The following is a 3487-nucleotide window of genomic DNA, read 5'->3' as shown; positions in this document are numbered from 1 at the left end:
CGGGTCGTTAGCTCAGTTGGTAGAGCAGTTGGCTTTTAACCAATTGGTCATAGGTTCGAATCCTATACGACCCACCATTTTACTCGATGATTCTCTGCCGGGTCGTTAGCTCAGTTGGTAGAGCAGTTGGCTTTTAACCAATTGGTCATAGGTTCGAATCCTATACGACCCACCATATTCAGAAAAAGGAGCGCTGCGGTGCTCCTTTTTCGTTTCTGTTTTAAACAAACTTTGTTGTCGTTTTTATCTCTATCCAGTCATTTAGCAGTGACCTGACTATGGTATAATCAGGCCTGCGGCCAGATGCCTTTGCGTCTGGAGTTTCAATACAGCCTATATAAAAAAGAAACAGTTACTTACATGTTGAGCAAGCAGGAAATCTCCGACCGTATTCTGGTGCAAGAACACTTTGCGAAAGAGCATCTTCCATCCGGTCATGATCGCAAAGAGATCGAAGAGTACAAAGAGCAGATTAAAAAACTGTTAATAGAGAAGGATGCGTGTCTTGTCGCGCATTACTACACTGATGGCTTGATTCAGGAGCTGGCCGATGAAACCGGCGGGTGTGTGTCTGATTCCTTGGAGATGGCTCGTTTTGGTAGCGCTCATGAAGCGAGTACTCTGATTGTTGCGGGTGTCCGCTTCATGGGGGAAACAGCGAAAATCCTGAGTCCTGAGAAGCGTATCCTGATGCCGACGCTGGAAGCGACCTGCTCGCTGGATATCGGTTGTCCTATCGAGGAATTCTCGGCTTTCTGTGACGCCCACCCTGATCATGAAGTGGTTGTGTATGCGAATACATCGGCGGCGGTGAAGGCACGTGCGGACTGGGTTGTGACCTCCAGCATTGCGTTGCAGGTGGTTGAGCATTTGGCGGATGAAGGTAAGAAAATTATCTGGGCGCCAGACAAGCATCTGGGTGGTTATGTCCAGAAGCAGACCGGTATCGAAATGCTGATGTGGGATGGTGCCTGCATTGTGCATGAGGAGTTCAAAGCGAAGGGTATTCTGGAGCTGAAAAGCGTATATCCGGATGCGGCTGTTTTGGTGCATCCTGAATCCCCTGATTCTGTTGTTGAAATTGCCGATGCTGTCGGGTCAACTTCCCAGCTGATTCAGGCGGCACGGGATTTGCCAAACCAGAAGTTTATTGTGGCCACCGATCGCGCGATTTTCTACAAGATGCAGCAAGCGGCTCCTGGCAAAGAATTTATGGAAGCACCAACGGGTGGCTCCGGGGCGACATGTCGCAGCTGTGCGCATTGTCCGTGGATGGCATTGAACGGATTGGATAATATCCTGCAGTGTCTTCAGCAGGGGCAGGAAGAAGTGATTGTGGATGCTGCGCTGATTGAAGACGCGCGTCGTCCACTGCAGCGCATGCTAGATTTCTCTGCAGAATTGAACAAATAAACCGCACTGGTGGCCGCTGTCGGCCATGGAAAATAAAAAAGCCGCATTCATATGCGGCTTTTTTTTGGCAGAGAAGCTCTGAGTGTCACATGACGCGTCGCATCTGTTGCCGCAGGTATTTTGCTTCTACTTCGAGGGTTTCCAGGCGAGCTCTTTCTTCGCTGCTCAGTTGGGGTGTGCGTAAAGCAAACTTCACCTGCCGGATGGCAAGGTCTATGTTGCCGGTCAGCATGAAGTACTCGATGCGAGCCATATGTACATCCAGTGTGTTGCCCGCGAGTCCCTGAACTTCCGCCAGGTTGTACCACACGTTAACGTCAGTCGGGCGTTGTGCTGCAAGTCGTTTGTAAACTGCGATTGCATGGCTGTTCTGGCCTTGGTGCAGTAATAATTCTGCATATAAAGCGTTGGTTGGGTAGTTGTCAGGGAACAGTTTCAGAACGGAGCGTAGCTGTTGTGACGCTTTATCGTAGTGCTTTTGCGCGATACTCAGCTCAGCTTTGGCCAACCGGACAGGAAGCTTTTGTAAGAAGGCTTTGCTCATTCCTGAGAGCGCACGCTCAGCTACGTCGAACTTTTCTGCTGCTATTGCCGCCATCACCGTCGCATAGCGTAGTGAATTGCTATCCTGACTTTTGCGTTGATCGGCCAGATTCGCTAAAAGCTGGTCGGTATCTTTCGAGTAATGGGCGATGATTCGAGACTGCACTAAATCATAATCGATAGCGTCTGCTCTTTTTTTCGGCGATGGCAGGTTGGCTGCCCGGTTAAGCGAGTCGGCTACGCGAGACTCTGTGACCGGATGGGTGAGCAGGAATTCCGGCGGTTTCCGGCCGTAGCGAGCATTGGCCTGGAGGCGTGAGAACATGTTGGGCATCGCTTTAGGGTCGAAGCCGGCTTCTGCCAGCGTTTGCATGCCGATATAGTCCGCCTCGCGTTCATTCTGGCGGCTAAATGCAAGGCTAGAGGCTTGAGAGGCTGCGACAGTCGAGGATATGGCCGCGATCCCGCCTTGGCTGTCTGCGGCGGCAACAAGCAAGCTACCCAGTAATGCCGCAAGCATAAATGGCCGGTTGCGTTTCTGTTGGTCTACGTTGGCTGCATAATGTCGTTGGCTTAAATGAGCCAGTTCATGTGCGATAACCGAGGCGAGTTCGTCTTCGCTTTGAGCGGCCTCAACCAGACCTGTATGGATACCAACAATGCCGCCGGGTACGGCAAATGCGTTCAGTGTCGGGTTGTCTAAGACCACCAGTTCCAGGCGACGGTCTGTTAGTTGGCTATGTTCAGCAACATCCCAAAGCAGGTCCTCCAAATAGGCGACAACGATCGGATCTTCGTAGAGTTGAGCCGAACCTCTTAGCATGCGCACCCAGGTTCGTCCCAGCATATATTCTTCCTGAGGCGTGGTGGAAAACCCGCTTTCGCTGATTGAGGGCAGTCCGGTATCGGCTGCGTGTAGTGAATTAGTCTGAGATAACAGCATTAAAGATGTTATCAACGGGAGAAAAAAGCGATAAATATGCATGGGTTAGAATCCGTCTGAAAACGCGCTGCTAATACTGAATAAATTGTTATATAGTGCTGGGCCTGTGAATTCTACTCAACCCAGTACGCGGTAAAGATACGTTAATGACTAAACCTGTAATTGATGACACTCTGGACGCTTCAGGTATGAACTGTCCGTTGCCGCTTTTGAAAGCAAAGCAGGCACTTAACCGATTAGATGTGGGGCAAGTGCTGAAGGTAATCGCGACTGATGCGGGTTCAATCCGTGACTTCAAAGCGTACACTGATCAATCGGACCACGTGATGTTGGAATCGTTCACTGATCATGAACCCTATGTCTATATTATCCGTCGCGGATAATTGTTTAATCTGAGAGTTGAGAGTAAAGATGCGTAAGATCTTCAGCAAGTGGATAGACCGCTATTTTTCCGACGAAGAGGCGGTTTTGCTGTTTGTCCTGCTGGGTGGTGCGTTGCTGATCATCCTTACGTTGGGGCAGATGCTTACGCCGGTGTTTGCGGGGCTGATTCTGGCCTTTCTCATGCAAGGCGCGGTGAGCTGGCTG

General features: G+C 50.5%; 3 protein-coding genes and 2 tRNA genes. 4 read left to right on the top strand and 1 reads right to left on the bottom strand.

Annotated features, from left to right (window positions below):
* Position 1 precedes the first annotated feature (1 nt).
* The 3 genes from ABYW01_RS17020 to nadA all read left to right on the top strand — a co-directional run bounded on the left by ABYW01_RS17020 (position 2) and on the right by nadA (position 1413).
* Positions 2-77: transfer RNA gene (locus tag ABYW01_RS17020), tRNA-Lys, on the top strand.
* Positions 78-99: 22 nt separating this feature from the next.
* Positions 100-175 (top strand) — tRNA-Lys (locus ABYW01_RS17015).
* Between the two features lie 185 nt (positions 176-360).
* Positions 361-1413 carry a quinolinate synthase NadA gene (gene nadA / locus ABYW01_RS17010; RefSeq protein WP_372835018.1) on the top strand — a complete coding sequence of 351 codons (1053 nt, stop codon included), beginning with the start codon at positions 361-363 and terminating at the stop codon, positions 1411-1413.
* 85 nt (positions 1414-1498) lie between these two features.
* On the opposite strand, the gene ABYW01_RS17005 is transcribed toward nadA, so the two are convergent.
* Positions 1499-2803: a M48 family metalloprotease gene (locus tag ABYW01_RS17005; RefSeq protein WP_372835015.1), complete on the bottom strand. Its 1305-nt coding sequence runs from the start codon at positions 2801-2803 to the stop codon at positions 1499-1501.
* A gap of 242 nt (positions 2804-3045) precedes the next feature.
* On the opposite strand from ABYW01_RS17005, the gene ABYW01_RS17000 reads away from it, so the two are divergent.
* Positions 3046-3282, top strand: coding sequence for a sulfurtransferase TusA family protein (locus ABYW01_RS17000; RefSeq protein WP_372835012.1), 237 nt, complete (start codon positions 3046-3048; stop codon positions 3280-3282).
* The last annotated feature ends 205 nt before the right edge of the window (positions 3283-3487 follow it).

This window comes from Pontibacterium sp., assembly GCF_041587635.1.
Taxonomy (GTDB): domain Bacteria; phylum Pseudomonadota; class Gammaproteobacteria; order Pseudomonadales; family Balneatricaceae; genus Pontibacterium.
Note: the sequence above shows the minus strand (reverse complement) of the source record. Positions and strands in the feature narration are given on the sequence as shown.